Consider the following 18,966-nt stretch of genomic DNA (forward strand, 5'->3'; position numbering starts at 1 on the left):
TCATGCTGGATCCTACTAAAAGCATCGCATCCCAATTTTTCGTAACCGGTGATCCTCTGATTTATGGTGCGGACGTAAGCATTATCCTTACTCTTGGCGCGATCTTGTTCGCGCTGACGTATTTCAAGAAATGGGGGTGGCTGTGGCGGGAATGGCTGACTACGGTCGACCACAAAAAAATCGGCATTTTGTATATTCTTTCCGCGTTTCTTATGCTGTTTCGCGGTGGAGTGGATGCATTGCTGATGCGAACGCAGCTCGCCATGCCGGACATGCCATTTTTGCAGCCTGAGCATTATAACGAGATCTTCACGACGCACGGCGTCATTATGATATTATTCATGGCCATGCCCTTCATGTTCGGTCTGTTTAATGTGGTTATCCCGCTTCAGATCGGGGCTCGTGACGTTGCTTACCCGTTCCTGAACGCACTCAGCTTCTGGCTGTTTTTCTCAGGGGCCATGCTGTTTAACCTGAGCTTTGTCATCGGAGGTTCGCCGGATGCGGGATGGCTTGCCTATCCGCCTTATTCCGAGCTGATGTACAATCCCGGTGTCGGGCAAGACTTCTATATATGGGGGATTCAGATTTCCGGGATCGGCAGCCTGATGACCGGCATCAATTTTATCGTTACGATTCTGAAAATGCGGGCGCCGGGGATGAAGCTGATGAAAATGCCGATGTTCGCTTGGTCGGTGCTCTCCAGCTGCATCGCGATTATTTTCTCATTCCCCATATTGACGGCGACGCTGGCGCTGCTGTTCCTGGACCGATATGCCGGAGCGCACTTTTTTACGCTGGACGGCGGCGGCAACCCTATGATGTACATTAACCTGATCTGGATGTGGGGACATCCCGAGGTATATATTATCGTATTGCCGGCTTTCGGTATTTTTTCCGAAGTGGTGGCGACGTTCTCCAAGAAAAAGCTGTTCGGCTACAATTCCATGGTATATGCCATGGTCATTATCAGCGTTTTGTCGTTCCTGGTATGGGCGCATCATTTCTTTACAATGGGATCTGGAGCGGACGTTAATGCCTTCTTCGCTTTGACGACCATGCTCATAGCCATACCGACCGGGGTTAAGGTGTTCAACTGGCTGTTCACCATGTTCCGTGGCAGGATTACGTTCGAAGCTCCGATGCTGTGGACAGCCGGTTTTATTCCATGCTTTGTTATCGGCGGTATGACAGGAGTGCTGCTGTCAGTTGCACCAGCGGATTTTCAATACCATAACAGCTATTTTCTGATTGCACATTTTCATCAAGTCATTATTGGCGGTGTCGTCTTCGGCTACTTTGCCGGCCTATATTACTGGTGGCCCAAAATGTTCGGTTTCAAGCTGAACGAGCGAATCGGCAGATGGGCGTTCTGGTTCTGGAATATCGGCTTTTATACCTGTTTTATGCCCCAGTATGTCCTGGGCTTGATGGGGATGACGCGCCGTGTCGTCACTTACAGCTGGGATAAAGGCTGGTGGGAGCTCAATCTGGTATCTACCATCGGCGCCGGTTTGATGGGGATTGCATTTCTGCTTCAGGTTTGGCAAATCGCCCACGGCGTCAAGCATTTCCGCCAGCATCTCGATACGACGGGAGATCCGTGGAACGCCCGTACGCTGGAGTGGTCGATTCCTTCACCTGCACCGCTGTATAACTTTGCCGTCATTCCGCAGGTGACCGAGATGGACGATTGGTGGGAAACAAAGCAGCGCAAAGGAAGAGAGGCAGCCGTTTCTAATGAGGCCGTTACATTGGAGCCCATTCATATGCCTCAAAATTCCGGCATCCCGATCACCATGGCCGGCTTCTGGTTTGTGGCGGGCTTCGGATTCATCTTTCACTGGCTGTGGCTCATTATCCCAGGATTAGCAGGTGTTGCGATCTGCATGCTCGCCCATTCCTTTAACTACAATACCGATTATTACATTCCGGTCGATGAAGTCAGGCGCACAGAAACGGCCATGAGGAGGGTGAACAGACAATGAATGCATCCCAACTGAGTCCAGCATCGGCGGCCGGGCACCACGACCAACCTGATTTGGAAGAAATGCGAACGTTCGGTTTTTGGATCTACCTTATGACAGATATTATGATTTTCGGCACATTTTTTGCCACCTATATCGTTCTAAAAAACAATACCAACGGGGGACCGGGGCCGACCGATTTATTCGAATTGGGCGGGGTCATCGTCAGCACATTGATTTTGTTAACCAGCAGCTATACCAGCGGATTGGCTGTATTGGCTATGAACCGAGGAAAAAAGCAGGCGTTGATCCGATGGCTCGGCGTAACGGCTGTGCTGGGAGCCCTGTTTGTTGGACTCGAGATCCGTGAGTTTGCACAGTTTGTGCAAGAAGGCGCGACGATGGGGACAAGCGCTTTTCTATCGGCGTTCTATACGCTGGTAGGCACTCATGGCTTGCATGTGACCCTTGGTATTATATGGATGCTTGCCATCATGGTACAGCTGAGCAAGCAGGGGATTACGCCTGTCACCAAGCGAAAGGTTCAAGTCATCAGCTTGTTTTGGCATTTCTTGGATGTTGTGTGGATCTTCGTATTTACTGTGGTTTATTTAATGGGGGTGAGCTAGAGTGAGGAACGTACATTCGGTTCATTCGAGGGACGAAGCTCATGGATCTGTTCAATCGTATACGATGGGGTTCGTCATGTCTCTTCTATTAACTGCGATTCCGGTAGCCATTGTTCTCGGAGGCTGGCTTACAGGAATAACCAAAGCAGTCGTATTAATGGCCGCCGGCACCCTGCAGCTGATTGTGCAGTTATGGTTCTTCATGCATCTGCGGGATGAGAAGAAGCCGCGTTATCAGTTGATATCCTTATTACTTGGGCTGGTGATCCTGATCGTCATTGTAGCGGGATCAATGTGGATCATGCTGTACAACATGGTGGCCGTATGAGCAGGGCCGCTTCCATCCGGGATTGGGTCGAATTGACCAAGCCGCGTATCCTTCTATTAAATCTTATCGCCGCATTCGGGGGCTGCTGGATAGCCTCCCGATGGTCGGCGGACTGGAAGCTCTTGTTATGGATGCTGCTGGGAACTACGCTTACCATGGCTTCCTCGTGTGTTTTGAACAATGTATGGGATTATAAGCTGGACCGAAAAATGGATCGGACGAGGGAACGGCCACTTGCAACCGGAAGGATTCATCGTAAAAGCGCATTGGCTTATGGATTGGCGCTTGGGCTTGCCGGTGAAACCGTATTATTCGGAAAAGTCGGCGCCCTTTGCGGCTGGCTCGGCCTTATCGGCATGTTCGTCTATGTGGTCATCTATACGATGTGGCTGAAGCGCACCTCCACCTGGAGCACCTCGATCGGAGGGATATCCGGCGCGATGCCGCCGGTGATTGGATATTGCGCTTATAGCCATACAATGGACATGGGAGCATGGCTGTTGTTTGCGCTCCTGTTTCTTTGGCAGCCGGCCCACTTCTGGTCCTTGGCCATTCGGCGCGTAGAAGAATACAGGGCATCGGGATATCCATTGCTGCCTGTTCGCAAAGGAATCATGAGGACCAAGCTGCAGATGATCCCTTACGTGATTCTGCTGCTTCCGACCGTTCTGTTGATCTATGGTCTTGGATATTCCGGTATCGTGTTCCTGATCATCGCCTTGATCGCCAGTGGAGTATGGGGCTGGCACACGGTTCGCGGCATTACCGCTGTCAATGATGGCGCATGGGCGAGAACCAATTTTCTTCTCTCGGTCAATTACTTGATGATCGTATTCGTCGTGATGATGGCGGATACGCCGGGACGACCGTTTTAACTGCAAAGACGACAAAAAGGTTGGCATACAAGGAGATGCCAACCTTTTTGTTATGAGAAGCCGTTTTATCCGAGAAAATTTCAATATAAGGAAGAGGGGGGTACCTCGGAAGAGTTTACGTCCGCCTTTGAAAACCGAAAAAATACCACTTTATCTAATCAAATTTTACGGATTTCAACAGCGGCTGTAGGGGTATGCCCCTTTGGAGTATAATAGAAATATTTCGAGCAATACGGGTTTCTCAATTGAGGTTGGCAATATTGCCAGCCTTTTTGTATTCACTCCCTCACCAATTCCCGCAGCGCCTCGGCGAATTTGGCGACCCCAACCCGGATCTCCCCGGCTTTGGCTCTGGCATAAGTGAACCGGACATAGCTTGAGTCTGAGCCGTACACGCTGCCGGGGACGAACACAACGCCTTTCTTGATAGCCTCTTCAAGCAATCGGCCGTCATGAACGGGATGTGCCAGCTTGCACCACAAATGCAGTCCCCCATGCGGAGCGGTGAAGGAAACCAGATCCGGAAGCTCCGTTTGCAGGGCTTCGACCAAGAGATCCCGCTTAAACTGCAGCTGTATCTGCAGCCGTTCCAGGTGAGGCCGGAAGTAATCCGATCGGATGAACTGGGCAGCCACCTGCTGGGGGATGACGCTTAGCCCGAAATCCATCTGCTGTCTGGCATCAGCCAGGCGTTCCACGATCGAATGCGGCGCGACCATCCAGCCGATCCGCAGCCCGGAGGCGGCGATTTTGGAGAAGGAACCGATGTAAAGAATCGAGCCGTTAGAGTCCATCGATTTAAGAGGCATCGGAACCTCCCCCTCGTAAGCAGTCAAGCCGAAAGGATCGTCTTCTACGATAGGGAGCCCCAATTCGCTGGCAACGGCAAACAGCTGCTTGCGCCGTTCCATGCTGAATACGGTCCCCGTCGGATTTTGAAAATTCGGATTCATAAAGACCATCTTGATGCGATGCTTCTTATACAAGGTGCGAATGTCTTCGGGACATAGGCCTTCCTGATCGACAGGCAGACGGAACAGCCGCAGCCCGGCGGATTGAAACATCGGCAGGGAGTAACAATAAGAGGGGTCTTCAATCGCAACGGCATCCCCCGGCGACAAGAGGCATTGGGTAATAAGATATAACGACTGCTGGGAGCCGGACGTTATCAGTATGGAGGCTTCGGTTGTCTGAATCCCTCGATATTGACTCAAATACGTCACCAGCGCTTCTCTAAGCGGCACATACCCCTGCGGATTATCGTACCCCAAATAGGAGGTATACCTATGCTGGCTCATAAGATCGGCAATTTCTTCCGTAGGAGCCAAGTCCGGTGATAATTCACCACTGGCAAAATCGATAAGGGACGGATGCTGTGTTAACGCTTCACGGATCCTGCGCAAGAAGGTAGGGTTAGGCAGAAAGCTTCCGCCTTCAGCATACCGGCGCCAGTTCGGTGTATGCTTCGGCATGGCACCCCATTTGGTTCTGCTCACACGAGTGCCGCTGCCGGCGCGGCTTTCAATGATCCCCATCGACCTGAGCTCGGCAAAGGCCAGGATGACCGTGCTTCGATTGACGCCCAGCTGCTCCGCCAATTTTCTTTCGGAAGGAAGCAGGCTGCCCGGAGGAAATTCCCCATAAGAAATTCTCTGTTCCAGGTGGTCGGCAATTTGTTCATAGATAGGTTTTTTGCTCTGTCGGTCGGGTTTCCACATGATTTTATCACCCTTTTGGCTCGTAAATAAACGTCGTTGTGATATTTATCATATCATCGATTACGAAATGAAATAGGGCATGTTTTCATCTTAACCATGACAATTATTTATCTATTCCTTGAACATGGATGGCGGCAAGCCAGGGAAATTGGCTGGAGGGGGACATGCAGACGTGATGGTGGTAGAAAGTTCCATAGCCCGCTTCCGGCATGCCAATGAAAATAGACAGGTTGGATGGTCTGTTTTCGTCCCCATTTGGATGACTTTTTTAATATAGTTAGAGAGGGATGCTAGAGAGGAGCAGATAAGTATATCGAACCTGACGGGTACTGATCGTAAAGCATCGAAAGCAAGTCCCGACGGGCTAGGTTCGATTGTTATGGGGACAAGGGAATTGGAGCACATTGACTGTGGTTGATATCCCCCATCGGCAAAATCGGCGGGTTGATATTCTGGTATTTTATGGAACCCGCTTTTTCTACTTTCGTATGAATAAGAGGGAGGTGGCCCTATGAATTGGAACATCCTTATCATTATCGTACTATTAGTCATCAATTATCCTCTGTACCGTTTTTTGTTTTCTTTATTTTTTTATGATGAAGATGAATTTGAACAGTCCGTCAAATATTCGTTTACTCCTAATTTCATCTCCTTCTTCAGGGGGGAATACTGGAAGGATAAGTTCAGTACAATGAGGCTTCAGGCATACTCCATAACTTGCATTCTTCTGGTCGTCATAGAATTTGCCATCATTCATTACATCTTAGAGCTATTCCGTTGAAGCAGCATAGGAGAGGGAAGGGGCTTTGCTGCAGTCATGCGGGATGCAGCCTTCTCTGCTTTGTGTTATAATCGGAAAAGGGGTAACCCCTTTTATCAAAATGCTTTCGAGGGAGCGTGCATTCTTGTGATTATCAAATTCATTCGTTTACGTTAAAAAATACGGTTTCATTTCATTAGACCCATTCATTTTTTGAAAAAAATGAGTTGAGGTTTATTTGAGTGTGTATTTTTTAATAAAATCGAATGAAATGAGGAATCTAACATGAATGAAAAATTGATCCATAATAATGAAGTTGTACTTTGTTCGGAAAGTTTCGGGAATCCTGATCACCCTGCGGTTCTGCTCATTATGGGTGCTATGTGCTCCATGGTGTATTGGGATGAAGAATTTTGCCAGCGGCTAGCCGATTCCGGAAGATATGTTATTCGTTATGACAATAGGGATGTCGGTCGTTCCACCGTCTATGAACCGGGAAGCTCTAACTATACAGTAATAGATATGGCTGATGATGCCGTGAGGGTGCTTGATGCGTATGGAATTGATCGGGCTCACCTTGTCGGCATGTCATTAGGCGGCATGATCGCTCAAGTGATAGCAGTGAAAAACCCGCAGAGAGTTCTCACCTTAACCTTGATCGCGTCGGGCCTGTTCGGTTCCGATCAGAATCATCGCGAGCTTCCTCCGATGGATGAGAGCGTATTAGCTTATCATGCTCAAGCGTCTACATTGGACTGGTCTGATGAAGAGGCCGTTGCAGCCTATTTGGTCAATGGCTCCGGTCTGCTGTGCGGGTCCAGACATGTGTTTGATGAAGCGAGAGCCTACAAGCAGGTTCGCCAGGAAATAAAGCGGGCTAACAACCTGCTCAGCATGTTTAATCATGCATTCCTTAAGGGCGATGATGCCTATGAAGGAAAAATGAAAGACATTACGGTTCCGACTCTTGTTATTCATGGTACCGAAGATACGATACTGCCCATCGAGCACGCCCTAGCTCTTGCCGGGGAAATTCCCGGCGCCTCTTTATTGAAGCTGGAGGGGTCAGGACATGAAATCCACGAGGATGACTGGGATGTCATCATACAAAGCATTAATTCACACACAACGGTAGAGTGAAATAGCGGGGTAACTATCATCTAAACACAAGAAGGGTTACAACATCGGTTCTTCCGGTTGTAGCCCTTTGTTTTTTTATGAAAGGCCATCGATAGACGATGTTCTCATCGATAATACACTCTGAACACAGGGTCCTGACTATAGTTGCCGAAGCCTTCTCCATACAGGGTTAATCCTCCAACATGCGCTGAATCCTCCTCGACCGCGAGCCGTAATGTCCAATGATTGCGATCCAGCTCCAGGTCGGACAGTCCGACAGACGACATTAGCTGCCCGTCGATATAGGAACCCTCTTCTTTAATGCGGATCACCTTGAATAGTCCGTATTGATTCAGCCCCGTCCGCCACCAATCCGGCGCGTGTTTCCCCCTGATGCTGCCGTAATCCCCGGGACTTGTCCATTGCCCGAGAAGCGTACCGTTCAAATAAAAGCGAATATCCGAAGGCCAATGATCATTGGCTCCCGGTGCTTCCGAGCCCAGCTCCATCGAAACTTCAATTTCCTCCAGCACCTGTCCCGGAAGCAAGTAGTTAGGGATACGGTACTCTACGAAGCCTTTGCCGAACCATAGAATGTGAGCGTGCATCCGCTCCGGCTCCAGAAAGTAGCGCGGATCGTCGAATTGCCCTATGATCTTTTCCTTCGTGGCAAGTCCGCAGGTAGGATAAACCTCAAACTCCGTATAATGTCCGACGGGAATGACACTTTCGTATACTTGCCGCTGTGCTTCGTTGGCGCTTGGGCTCGGCAGCTCGATTTGGATTCGGTCGACCGCAAGAGAGCACATCTTGTGGGTTCCGCCTTCCTTGCGGACCAGTTGGGTAGAGATCAATCCGCCGGCTTCCAGTTTGCGAATATGCATCGTGACGATGGCGCTGCTAAGCTTCAGCTGCTGCGCTAAATCCTTTATGTTCATAGGCTGGGCTGCCAGCATGCGAAGAATGCGCAGCCGCACTTCACTTGCCAGCGCCTCGTATACGGGCAAATGGTCTTCACTTGCTGTAATTGTTAGCATGTCGGGTATGTTCCTTTCTCATCCTTCCGAAAAATAAGTGTATGTAATTAATATAAACATAAATCCAAGAAAGTCAATGAGAGATAGAATAAAAGGGGTTGTCAAAGCGTTATTCATATGGTTAACTAGGATCAAGGTCATTGTTTCATGTTAATTGATTAATGTATTTATTAATTCATTACTCCAGGAGGAATGATTAATCATGAAGACGCAAATGGTTCTTAACACCGACATCACCCGCGGCACCATCAGCAAGCATATTTACGGGCATTTTGCCGAGCATCTTGGCCGCTGTATTTATGAAGGAATATGGGTAGGAGAGGACTCGCCCATTCCTAACACGGAAGGGTACCGCAATGATGTTCTTGAGGCGTTAAAGCAAATCCGCATTCCAGTGCTTAGATGGCCCGGAGGATGCTTTGCCGATGAATACCATTGGAAGGATGGCGTGGGCCCAAGGGAAAACCGCAAACGGATGGTAAATACGCATTGGGGCGGAGTGGTCGAGAACAATCATTTCGGAACGCATGAATTTTTAAGACTCTGTGAGCTGTTGGATTGTGAACCGTACATTTGTGGCAATGTCGGCAGCGGGACGGTCCAGGAAATGCAGGAATGGGTGGAGTACATGACCTTTGACGGGGAATCTCCAATGGCGGATTGGCGCAGGAAGAACGGGCGCGACAAGCCGTGGAAGGTCAAATATTTCGGCGTCGGAAATGAGAACTGGGGCTGCGGCGGCAACATGCGGCCTGAATATTACGCTGACCTGTACAGACAATTTCAAACCTACGTCCGCAATTTTGGAGAGAACAAGGTATACAAAATTGCCGGGGGAGCCAACGACTTCAATTATAACTGGACGGAAATTTTAATGCGCGAGGCCGGCAGGCATATGCACGGCTTGAGTCTGCACTATTATACGGTACCGGGCGTTTGGAAGCAGAAGGGGTCTGCAACGGATTTCGAAACGGATGAATGGTTTACGACCATGCGTAAAGCCCTGATAATGGATGAGCTGGTTACGAAGCATTCCACGATCATGGACAAGTACGATCCCGAGAAAAGAGTGGGCCTGATCGTAGACGAATGGGGCACCTGGTTCGACCCTGAGCCGGGAACGAATCCGGGATTCCTATATCAGCAGAATACGCTGCGTGACGCGCTCGTTGCTGGTGTTACCCTCAATATTTTCAATAATCATTGCGATCGGGTTCACATGGCTAATATCGCTCAGACGGTCAATGTGCTGCAAGCTATGCTCTTAACCGAGGGGGGCAGCATGATCAAAACTCCATCTTATCATGTGTTCGAGCTGTACAAAGAGCATCAGGGGGCGGAGCTGCTTGAATTAAATATAACGGAGCAGACATCCTATTCCTTCGACGGTGTTTCGCTGCCTCAAGTCAGCACATCCGCTTCAAAAGGAACTGACGGCCGCACGCGCATCACCCTGTGCAATATCCATCCTGAACAAGAAGCTCAGGTCGAGCTGGAGCTTCGTGGGCTTAAGAGCACTCCAGGCAAGGTATCCGGCCGCATTGTGACAGCAGAGAAGATGCAGGCGCATAACACCTTTGCCGAGCCTGACCGTGTTCGTGCGGTGGATTTCAGTGATGCCCGGTTGACCGACGTTATGTTACATACGGTTTTGCCGCCGATGTCTGTCGTTTTGTTAACCCTAGAGTAGTCGAGACGTTAAGTATGGCTAATGGATTTTGTCGCCATTGTACGGATGAGGCTGATGTATCGGCAGAAAAAATCGAGCGATCGATGGGAATCTTGAAGCGTGCGCCTGATGCCTGTGTGACAGAGGACCTATATGATGCTAGATTGGCGGCGTGCCGCACATGCGAAGCTCTTCTGCATCATCATACGTGCCGTTATTGCGGCTGCTATGTTCAAATCAGGGCGCTTCTCAAGGAAAAAAGCTGTCCTGAACCCGCAGGATCAAGGTGGCCGTAACGAAGCTGATACAACCCGAAGCAGGAGGCTGCTTCGGGTTTTTGCGTTAATGGATTGACGCATCAGACGATTTTTGATAGAATCATTAAACGTAAATATTACGTTTAAAGCTCGTGTTGAGAGGAATGAGTCTCTCAACAATCCAAGGGTGCCAAAGCACCTTTAATCTTTCTGTGCAAATCGTAATAATAACTATTTATTAAAGGGGATGTTAATATGTCTACTGCGAAAAAAATTCCGGTGACGGTCTTGAGCGGTTACCTGGGTTCAGGTAAAACAACCGTACTCAATCATGTATTGAATAACCGGAGCGGGATAAGAGTCGCGGTCATCGTCAACGATTTGAGCGAGGTCAATATCGATGCATCGCTGATCAAGGATGGCGGAGGGCTGTCAAGAACCGATGAGAAGCTGGTCGAGATGTCGAACGGCTGCATTTGCTGTACCCTGCGCGAGGATTTGCTTCAGGAAGTGGAAAAGCTGGCAAAGGAAAACCGTTTTGATTATATTTTAATCGAGTCCACAGGCGTCGGGGAACCGCTGCCGGTTGCTCAAACATTCAGTTATATCGATGAGGAGCAGGGAATCGATTTATCCCAATATTGCACGCTGGATTGCATGGTGACGGTAGTCGATGCGTACCGGTTCTGGCATGATTTTTCATCGGGAGAAATGCTGCTGGATCGGAACCAGGCGGTAGGAGAGGACGATACGCGCGAAGTCGTCGATTTGCTGGTCGATCAAATTGAATTTTGTGACGTGCTCCTGCTTAATAAGTGCGACATGGTGAAGGCGGAGGACCTGGAGGAGCTGGAGAAGGTACTGCGCAAGCTGCAGCCTAAGGCTAAACTGATCCGTACCGAGCATGGCCGGGTCAACCCAAGCGATATTTTGAATACAGGCTTATTCAACTTTGAAGAGGCCAGCCATTCAGCCGGATGGATTCAGGAGATGCAGAGGCCGGTACATACTCCGGAAACGGATGAATACGGAATAAGCTCTTTTGTGTATGAGCGTGTCAGACCGTTTCATCCCGAACGGTTGAGACAGTGGATGGAGGATTGGCCTGAAGAGATCGTTCGGGCCAAAGGCACCCTATGGCTGGCGACGCGTGACAAGCTGGGCCAGAGCTTAAGCCAAGCGGGTCCTTCCATTCGCTTTGGACCTTCCGGCTACTGGGTTGCGGCTTTGCCTAAGGAAGAGCAGGAGGCCATGCTGCAAGAGGATCCTGAGCTGGCCCAGCAGTGGGATGAACAATTCGGGGATAGAATCAATAAGGCGGTCTTTATTGGGATCGAGATGGATCGTCGCCAAATCGAGGCTGGACTGGATGCCTGCTTATTGACGGACCTTGAGATGACGCAGGACTGGAGCACATTTGCGGATACGCTTCCGAACGTGAGTGAAGCTGAGCTATAAGCATATCAGGCAGCTGCACTTGTATAAAACATCCGTATCAAGGATATATTGATGATAAAACTGGCAGGATATAGAAGTGGTGAGGAACATGAGCACCAGCAGCGATAAAGCCATCGTATCCTCCTAATAGGAACAACAGCTCTTCATCAGGGCTGTTGTTTTGTTCGTATGCCGGAGGATGCACGAATAAACAGATAAATCGAAGGTCAAGGAATCCGAAGAGGAGGAAGAGTAATCGTGATGGATGATGAACTCGGCATTTCCATATTGGGAATCGGAACAGCGGTTCCGAATCACCGGCTCGACCAAACGGATACATCACAAAAACTTTACGAGGCGCTGCAGGAATTTCCGGATTCCGCCCGATGGGCCAAGAAGATTTTTAAACAATGCGGCGTGGAAAGCCGTTATACTTGCGAGCCCAACCTGCTTGCATCCGGCGAAGAATGCCGTTATTTTTCAAGAATAGCCAATCCTCAGGCGCCGTCCACAGCGGAGCGAATGAAAACCTACAAGCAAGAGGCTGTTCCGCTTGGGATGAAGGCGGCCAAGCAGGCTATTCAGGACGCTCGTGTTGATGCGGCGGACATCACTCACTTGATCACTGTGAGCTGCACTGGGCAATTTTTGCCAGGGATGGATGCATCATTAATCCGTCTCTTGGGATTGTCCGATACGGTCAATCGGATTCCGCTGAACTTCCTCGGCTGTGCGGCGGGACTAAAGGCGATCTGCCTATCGCGCCAGATTGTGTCGGGGAACCCTTCGGCCAAGGTATTGATTGTATGCATCGAATTATGCACTCTGCATATCCAGCCTTCAAGCCAACGGGAAGCCTTGTTCAGCGCTTCTTTCTTTGGCGATGGCGCGTCTGCTTGTCTTGTTGGAGCCTCAGGCTCTAAGCAGCAAGGAATCTTTCAATTACGGGAGGAGCTCTCCGTATTGCTTCCGGATTCTGCCCAAGAGATGCTGTGGGAAGTTGGCAACTTCGGCTTTGACCTGTATTTATCAACAGATATTCCGAAGCTCCTGGGGCGGTTTGTCCCTGAGCAAATGGAAAGACTGTTCGGCGGCGAGCCTATGCCGGAGCTATGGGCGATTCATCCCGGCGGCAAAGGCATAATCGATACGATGGAAAAGATGTTCGACCTTGCCCCTGAGCAAACAAGCTATAGCCGTCAAGTATTGCGGAATTACGGTAATATGTCGTCGGCGACGATATTATTCGTGCTGAATGCCATGAGGGATGAGCTAGGAAGCAGCGGTTCCGGACCGGCAGAGGGTGTATCCCTGGCCTTTGGGCCCGGCCTTACCTGTGAAATCATCAAATTCAGCTATAAGCCGTCCATTCCGTCTCTGGATCGGCATTCAGATGCGCTCTATGTTTAGAAGGCTGAAAGAGAGAGCAACCGAGCCTGAGCTGATGGATGACTTCACGATGGGTGGCGCTGAGCTTCGTGAGGCACTCCATCATTTGCGCCGGCTTAACCGGATCTTCGGAGCCGCCTCGCCGACCCTGCATGGGGTGCGGCGAATTTGGACGGAGGCGGGCAAGCCATCGACCTTCTCGATTCTTGATATCGGGTCCGGCTCGGGAGACGTGAACCGCCGCATCCTGAAATGGGCGGACATGCAGGGAGTCGATGTGCGGATTACCTTGGCCGATATTACGGAGGAAGCCTGTGACGAAGCGAGGCTGTATTACCGTAACGAACCGCGTATCCAAGTTATGCGCTGTGATGCGCTCGAATTACCGGAATGCAGCGCCGATGTGGTGACAGGGACGCAGTTTATTCATCATTTTCGCGAGCATGAGCTTCCGGAAGTGATTGCCAGCTTGATAAAGGCATCCCGGCTCGGTGTCGTGATCAACGACATTCACCGGCATTGGATACCCTACACGGCGGTATGGATTACTGCCCGTTTAGTCTCGAATAACCGCTATATCGTCAACGACGGTCCCTTGTCTGTTGCCAAGGGCTTCCGAGCCAAGGATTGGCAGCTCATTAGGCAATCGCTGCAAATGCCGGAGATGAGCTACTCCTGGAGACCGTTATTTCGTTATCTGGTCGTCATCCGGCATAACAACCTACATTCTGAAGCTCGGAGCTGATGCTATGATTCTGGATGCGGCCGTCATTGGAGCAGGCGTCGCCGGGAGCAGTCTGGCCAAAGCCTTGGCCGATAACGGCTGGCAGACCCTTTTGCTTGACCAGAAGCCATTTCCCCGTCACAAGGTATGCGGGGAGTTCCTTTCCCCTGAATCCCAATGGATATTACATGCTCTTGGTCTTCAGAAGTATGTAGATTCCTTGCAGCCCAGCTTCATGGACCGCACAAGGCTAATCCTTGAAAGCGGGAAGGAAATTGAAGTAGCTCTCCCCGGGACCGCTCTCGGAGTGAGCAGATACTCGCTCGACGCAGCTCTTCATGCGGCAGCTGTAAGCTCGGGCGTATGTGTGAAGACCTCAACGACGGTCCTATCCGTTACTCCTGTCGATGGGGGTTATATTATTGAAGCGAAAAACGGGATGGAACGCCAAACGTTCCAAGCACGTGCCGTTGTGGCCGCATGGGGGGCGAATGGCCGCTCGGGACTTGTCGGCCGGCATCCGAAGACCAGTACAGCCTCGAAATATGTGGGGGTGAAATCCCATTTCCAAGGGGTGGAGAGGGAGCACGTTATCGAGATGTATTTTTTTGACGGGGGATATTTGGGGGTCTCTCCCATCGAGGGAGGGCTGGTTAATGTTACGGCGCTGTTAGAGCGGAAAGCCTTTCAAAGCGATCATTCGTCGATATTGAGCTTGCTCGAAGCCGCGTGCCGGAGTCATCCGAAGCTGCAGCTCAGACTTGCCGATGCCGTGCCAATCCCTAACACCCAGGCAGCCGTAGCTCCGGTCAATTTTCACCGCAAACCGATAGCATGGAGTCAGCTTCCCCTCGTCGGTGATGCCATCCTGACGATTCCGCCGCTTTGCGGAGACGGAATGTCGATGGCTCTGCGTTCTGCCCAATTATGCGCTCCGCTAGCATGCAGATATTTATCGGGCGGTATCTCGTTAGCGACGTGGGAACAGGAATATTCACAAGCTGTCCTTCGTGAATTCAGAGGACCGCTGCGATGGGGGCGGACTCTTCATTTCCTGCTCGAGGCTCCGGTTCTGCCCCGTATTTTATGGGGTACAGCCCGTATGATCCCAGGATTAGCGAGCAAAGCGGTACGTGCTACTCGATTGAATGAAGATGACCTGAAACAATCCTTTAACCCATAACAGGCATTCTCTATCGCCGTAGGGCAGTAGCCCATCAGCAAAAGGATGCTTTTTTTAACTGCTGCAGGTTTCTCAACCGTCTCGCCCCACGTAGTGGGGTTATTTGGTTATGCCGCAAAACATGATGCACGACAAGCTGGTTCCATTTGAAAGGAAATGGGAGTATTAAGATAAATTTTTCACAAAGAAACAACATTCTAATAAGAGCGGGTTTGGATATACTATATTGTAAGGGTTTACATTCCGCAATTTTCATTATATGCATAGGAAACGCGGCTTAAGGAATGCGTTTGGAATTCAAACAAATAACGAAATGAGAAGGGGTTACATGCTATGTCCAATTCCCGTTTATGTCGATTCGTGCAAACTTCCTCTTACCTTACTCTCAGTTCTTTGATGATCGGTTTGCTTTCTGGCTGTAGTGAACAAGCCGCTCCGGCTGCAAAACCAGCCGAGACGAAATCGGGGGACACCAAGTCTAATACGCCTGTGGAGCTAACCATGACCCCTTACTTTCTTAATATGACCGATGAGGAATATGATAGGATCATGATCAAGCCGTTGGCGGCCAAGTATCCTCATATCACCTTGAAAATTGTTAAGGAAGATATCAATAAGCTCGTAGCAGCAGGGCAGACTCCCGATATTATTTATTCCGCCAATTCAAGATTCTCTGTCCTGCAGGATCTGGATATCCCATCCGATCTGAGCGCGCTGGTCAAGTCGCATAATATGGATCTATCCAAATTCTCCAGCCCGAATATTGACTGGATTAAGGAGTTGGGGACAAAGGGGGAAATTTACGGCATCCCGTTCGCACTCAACCAGATGGCATTGTTCTATAACAAGGATTTATTCGATAAACGCGGCGTCCCTTATCCGAAGGATGGGATAACCTGGGACGAGTACATTGCACTCGTCAAAAAGATGACGTATAACGACGGCGGTGTCCAGTTTCGGGGAAGTCTTCCGCCCAACCCCGAGTTTATCGCGAGAATGAAATCCATGCCTTTGGTTGATGAGAAGACCAACAAGTCGCTTATTAACAATGATGCGTTCAAGTCCGTTTTGGAGCGGGTGCATGAATTTTATCAAATACCTGGTATGGTCGTCGACGGAAAGCTGCCTCCGGGCCAGGACAGCTTTGTCAAGGATCAGCAGACAGCTATGTACTTGAACTGGATCCCCGATACGTTAGGATTCATACAGAAGGCAGGAGGACAGCTCAACTTCGATCTGGTCGGTGCGCCTGCCTTTCAAGATAAACCGGGAGTGACTATTGATCCGGGGGCACAAATGATGGTTGTGTCCAAGACCTCCAAGCATAAGGAGGAGGCGTTCGAGGTGATTCAGTTTTTGGCTTCGCCTGAGGTACAGATGATTCTGAACCGGTCGAGCCGATTGACAGTTCTTGCGGATGAATCCATTAGGAAGGATTTTTTGGCCGATCTGCCTTTAACGAAAGGGAAGAATATCCAAGGTGCTTTAGCCATCAAACCGGCCAAAATGGCCCCTCCGAATCCATATCATGTACTTGTCGCTGGGAAAATTAACGGAGTTGTGTCCAATTTGGCATCGGGAGCGAAGGATGTGAACACGATTCTTCGTGAGACGCAAGAGGATGCGGACAAAGCCATTGAGCAGGAAGTAAATAAGAAAAAGTAGCGCTGCTTCATTCTCTTAAGGCTATATATATAGGTTAAGTGATGGAAGAGCTATCAACGTTATAAAATATTAAGAAGCGGCAGTGTAGGGCTCAGGAGCTTGTCCCTAGTACTGTCGCTTTTTTAGGAAGGTGACCAATTGATCAACTTGACCATAGCGAGCTCTGTCTTATCATGCTTCACAGACGGATAGGTACAATATTAGCGGCCCGAAGGGGAGTTGATTCTGTGACTTCATCCTGTGACTTCTTAGGAGAGAAAAAATGGGACGATCACTTTCCAATGATTACATATTAAATATTATGTAAACTAATATTTAATTGCAATGTAATATTTTTACAAGCGAAGGAAGTGGAAGGTGTTGTGTTTAACATAATAATAATTATGTAAACATATTAGAATGGTGCTTACCCTCATTAATTGAACTACAATACATCAGCATAATCTCGTGCGGATAATGAGGATATATGCACTAGCTAAAGAGCCGTACCCCATATAAGGACGAAAAGTAAGTGGAAACAGCCTGGTTATCTCGATTGTTCCTGGCCGAATTTGTTATAATGATTAGTATTCGTAAGAATCAGAAGTAAAGTTCATGCTGCAAAGGGTGAAGCAAGTCATGGAAGCCAGACTCGATATTGTAGTCCGTTCAACGGAAATCGATGTTAACGGTCATGTCAACAATGCCAAATATTTAGAGTATTTGGAATGGGGGCGGGAGGAATGGTACGAAACCGTCGGCCTGCCTTACGAAGCTTTCAGCGAGTTAGGGGTACATACGGTAACGGTAAATATTAATATTAATTATCGAAGGGAATGCAGGCAGGGGGACAAGCTCTCGATCCTGACGCAGCCCCAAAGTGTAGGGCGCACAAGCTTCGTGCTTAAGCAGGAGATTTATAATGATGCCGGGGAGCTTTGTGCCGACGCAGCGGTAACCAGTGTGACGATGGATATTCAATCGCGCAAAAGCCGTGAAGTGCCGGATGCTTTACGCAAGCTGTTTTAAAGCTTGAACCCGCAAGAGGAAGCGGTCGTGATGGGCAAAACCATCCGGCCGTTTTTTTGCGTATGGATAGAGGGAACCATTCCAAATAAATTCCTGCACATCGGAAGCGAATAATTCATATACAGCCGGTCGAACAGCCGGTCCTCTTCATCCATTGATCGCCCCTGAAACCCAATGATACGTTTTTTTTCTTCCACCTTTTTGAACCTTTTAAGCCATTGCTTCGCCTATGAATCGTACGCGCGTAACAAAGCAGGAAAGGCAAAGGCAATGAGAAAAAGAAATTGGTTCCAATTAATGATTTGGCTGCTTGGGATCGGATTGCTGGCGGTTTTAATGGGAATTTCTGACCAACCAGGACCGCCCAAACCATGGTATTATCAGGATAAAGCCATGGTGCTGCTATACCATGATGTACGTAAGCAAGTTCCGCCTGGAGAAGCGGGGATGTCAACGGTCAGCTCCGGACAGCTCCAAGAGCATATCCAGATGCTGCTAGATAAGGGGTTTCATATTATCAAGATGGAAGAGTTCGTTTCCTTCATGCTCCATGGCAAGAGAATTCCTCCCAATGCTGTCGTATTGACCTTTGATGACGGCTACGAGTCTTTTTATCATGAAGCGGCGCCGGTTCTGCAAAGGTTTGGCGTCACGGCATCCAATTTTATCGTGGGAGCATCGTCGGATCTGTATCATCCTGAGGCTCTGCCTCATATGAGCTGGGACCAGATGCGCAGCTTGAAGGCCCGCGGGATGGGCTTCTACAGCCATACCTATCATCTTCACCGGATGGGAAGTTCCGGAGCCGACGGCTCCTTGAAGCCGGCGCTTGCCAATGCGTTAAGGCTCGGACAGACTGGGACGTTGGAGTCGGAGGAGCAGTATAGAAAAAGAATCGTAAGCGACCTGACCTTTATGGAGAAGCGATTGCGGCAAGAGCTTGGCGGGGAGCACCAGCCCTCCTTGCTTGCGTTTCCCTACGGAGCCTACAGCGATGCGGTCCTGGAAGCGGGGGGACAGGCAGGGGTTGAGCTGTTTTTCACCATCGAGGAAGGATTGAATGAGAGCGGCAGCCGGATCGTAAAACGAATCAATGCCGGTGAGCCGTATATTACCGCGGAAGCATTATGGGATCATCTACAAACTTTTTTTACGACTAATTGAACCGAAAACCGTTTCTTTACGCCTAATGAATAGAGAC

The 18,966-nt window shown here is 49.6% G+C and carries 18 protein-coding genes; 15 read left to right on the plus strand and 3 right to left on the minus strand.

Going from position 1 to position 18,966, the window contains the following annotated elements; all coding sequences use genetic code 11:
• Window positions 1-2: 2 nt before the first annotated feature.
• From GGC63_RS22825 to cyoE, 4 genes are read left to right on the plus strand one after another with little or no spacing between them, the layout of a single operon-like run.
• Complete coding sequence (locus GGC63_RS22825; RefSeq protein ID WP_192704281.1) at window positions 3-1,988, plus strand: cbb3-type cytochrome c oxidase subunit I; 1,986 nt, start codon at window positions 3-5, stop codon at window positions 1,986-1,988.
• Window positions 1,985-2,596 (plus strand): cytochrome o ubiquinol oxidase subunit III, encoded by a 612-nt coding sequence (gene cyoC / locus GGC63_RS22830; protein WP_192704282.1) that lies wholly within the window; start codon window positions 1,985-1,987, stop codon window positions 2,594-2,596. Before GGC63_RS22825 ends, cyoC begins: the two co-directional genes overlap by 4 nt.
• Window position 2,597: 1 nt before the next feature.
• Complete coding sequence (locus tag GGC63_RS22835; protein ID WP_412973885.1) at window positions 2,598-2,924, plus strand: cytochrome o ubiquinol/quinol oxidase subunit IV; 327 nt, start codon at window positions 2,598-2,600, stop codon at window positions 2,922-2,924.
• Window positions 2,921-3,799 carry a heme o synthase gene (gene cyoE / locus GGC63_RS22840; RefSeq protein WP_192704283.1) on the plus strand — a complete coding sequence of 293 codons (879 nt, stop codon included), beginning with the start codon at window positions 2,921-2,923 and terminating at the stop codon, window positions 3,797-3,799. Before GGC63_RS22835 ends, cyoE begins: the two co-directional genes overlap by 4 nt.
• A 278-nt stretch (window positions 3,800-4,077) precedes the next feature.
• Here cyoE and GGC63_RS22845 read toward each other — a convergent pair whose 3' ends face one another.
• Window positions 4,078-5,517 (minus strand): PLP-dependent aminotransferase family protein, encoded by a 1,440-nt coding sequence (locus GGC63_RS22845; protein WP_192704284.1) that lies wholly within the window; start codon window positions 5,515-5,517, stop codon window positions 4,078-4,080.
• Window positions 5,518-6,028: 511 nt separating this feature from the next.
• Here GGC63_RS22845 and GGC63_RS22850 point away from each other — a divergent pair.
• Together GGC63_RS22850 and GGC63_RS22855 are read left to right on the plus strand one after the other, a co-directional pair.
• Window positions 6,029-6,298, plus strand: a complete 270-nt coding sequence (locus GGC63_RS22850; protein ID WP_192704285.1) for a hypothetical protein — start codon at window positions 6,029-6,031, stop codon at window positions 6,296-6,298.
• 264 nt (window positions 6,299-6,562) lie between these two features.
• Complete coding sequence (locus GGC63_RS22855; protein WP_192704286.1) at window positions 6,563-7,417, plus strand: alpha/beta fold hydrolase; 855 nt, start codon at window positions 6,563-6,565, stop codon at window positions 7,415-7,417.
• 104 nt (window positions 7,418-7,521) lie between these two features.
• Here GGC63_RS22855 and GGC63_RS22860 read toward each other — a convergent pair whose 3' ends face one another.
• Window positions 7,522-8,433 (minus strand): ArsR/SmtB family transcription factor, encoded by a 912-nt coding sequence (locus GGC63_RS22860; protein WP_192704287.1) that lies wholly within the window; start codon window positions 8,431-8,433, stop codon window positions 7,522-7,524.
• A 202-nt stretch (window positions 8,434-8,635) separates the two neighbouring features.
• Between GGC63_RS22860 and GGC63_RS22865 the strand changes: the two genes are divergently transcribed.
• From GGC63_RS22865 to GGC63_RS22900, 8 genes are all read left to right on the plus strand, one after another.
• Window positions 8,636-10,123, plus strand: coding sequence for an alpha-N-arabinofuranosidase (locus GGC63_RS22865; RefSeq protein WP_192704288.1), 1,488 nt, complete (start codon window positions 8,636-8,638; stop codon window positions 10,121-10,123).
• A gap of 83 nt (window positions 10,124-10,206) precedes the next feature.
• On the plus strand, window positions 10,207-10,398 hold the full coding sequence (locus tag GGC63_RS22870) for a DUF6171 family protein (protein WP_225948437.1): 192 nt from the start codon (window positions 10,207-10,209) through the stop codon (window positions 10,396-10,398).
• 216 nt (window positions 10,399-10,614) lie between these two features.
• On the plus strand, window positions 10,615-11,817 hold the full coding sequence (locus GGC63_RS22875; protein WP_192704290.1) for a GTP-binding protein: 1,203 nt from the start codon (window positions 10,615-10,617) through the stop codon (window positions 11,815-11,817).
• 240 nt (window positions 11,818-12,057) lie between these two features.
• Window positions 12,058-13,206, plus strand: a complete 1,149-nt coding sequence (locus GGC63_RS22880) for a type III polyketide synthase (RefSeq protein WP_192704354.1) — start codon at window positions 12,058-12,060, stop codon at window positions 13,204-13,206.
• Window positions 13,199-13,930 carry a methyltransferase domain-containing protein gene (locus tag GGC63_RS22885; protein ID WP_192704291.1) on the plus strand — a complete coding sequence of 244 codons (732 nt, stop codon included), beginning with the start codon at window positions 13,199-13,201 and terminating at the stop codon, window positions 13,928-13,930. Before GGC63_RS22880 ends, GGC63_RS22885 begins: the two co-directional genes overlap by 8 nt.
• 4 nt (window positions 13,931-13,934) lie before the next feature.
• The gene (locus GGC63_RS22890; protein ID WP_192704292.1) at window positions 13,935-15,092 is read left to right on the plus strand and encodes an NAD(P)/FAD-dependent oxidoreductase; all 1,158 of its coding nucleotides are present in this window, start codon (window positions 13,935-13,937) and stop codon (window positions 15,090-15,092) included.
• Between the two features lie 333 nt (window positions 15,093-15,425).
• Window positions 15,426-16,757 (plus strand): ABC transporter substrate-binding protein, encoded by a 1,332-nt coding sequence (locus GGC63_RS22895; RefSeq protein ID WP_192704293.1) that lies wholly within the window; start codon window positions 15,426-15,428, stop codon window positions 16,755-16,757.
• A 618-nt stretch (window positions 16,758-17,375) separates the two neighbouring features.
• Window positions 17,376-17,765, plus strand: coding sequence for an acyl-CoA thioesterase (locus GGC63_RS22900; protein WP_192704355.1), 390 nt, complete (start codon window positions 17,376-17,378; stop codon window positions 17,763-17,765).
• Here the strand turns inward: GGC63_RS22900 and GGC63_RS22905 are convergent.
• Window positions 17,762-17,920, minus strand: coding sequence for a hypothetical protein (locus GGC63_RS22905; protein WP_192704294.1), 159 nt, complete (start codon window positions 17,918-17,920; stop codon window positions 17,762-17,764). The genes GGC63_RS22900 and GGC63_RS22905 overlap by 4 nt on opposite strands.
• 115 nt (window positions 17,921-18,035) lie before the next feature.
• On the opposite strand from GGC63_RS22905, the gene GGC63_RS22910 reads away from it, so the two are divergent.
• Window positions 18,036-18,929 carry a polysaccharide deacetylase family protein gene (locus GGC63_RS22910; RefSeq protein ID WP_225948423.1) on the plus strand — a complete coding sequence of 298 codons (894 nt, stop codon included), beginning with the start codon at window positions 18,036-18,038 and terminating at the stop codon, window positions 18,927-18,929.
• Window positions 18,930-18,966 lie beyond the last annotated feature (37 nt).

This window comes from Paenibacillus sp. OAS669 (assembly GCF_014873645.1).
Lineage (GTDB): Bacteria > Bacillota > Bacilli > Paenibacillales > NBRC-103111 > Paenibacillus_S > Paenibacillus_S vulneris.